At 53.6% G+C, this 422-nt stretch carries 1 protein-coding gene; it reads right to left on the bottom strand.

What is annotated here, in order from left to right:
- Nucleotides 1-154 precede the first annotated feature (154 nt).
- Nucleotides 155-422 (bottom strand): hypothetical protein (locus AC1D0P_RS30405; protein WP_477680134.1); only part of this gene is annotated, 268 nt, incomplete at its 5' end.

The raw sequence follows: 422 nt of genomic DNA, 5'->3' as shown, positions 1-422 counted from the left end.
GTTCCATAATGCATTGCGACTTCGGCAAGAGGCACCCCAAGGAAATCCCGAACGCCATGGTTGGGCAGTTTCACCGAGATTGTCCGGAGGCTCTCCCCGCCCAGCATGCACAGTGCGCGCCGTTGATCAGGGCACACGGCACCGACGACGAGCGTCATGTTCTCGAGGAACTTGAGGCCGCAATGGTCCAGGAGGAACTACTTCGGGCGGCATCTTGAGTTGTTCTTTGTCGGCGTCCCAGCATCGTGATGATACTGGTTTGTGATATTCTTGACGTCAGGTCAGAAATCTGATCCGATGATCGCAAATTTTCGGAGGCAGAACACTGACTGACTAGCAACTTCTTCGCGTATAGGTCTTTGATGTTCTGTTGCTGCAGGCGGTAGGCTTCAAGTTTCTCTCTCAAGTCGCCTGGATAATCC

Source organism: Polaromonas sp. P1_G2 (assembly GCF_056405515.1).
This window is presented reverse-complemented; position numbering and strand designations above follow the sequence as displayed.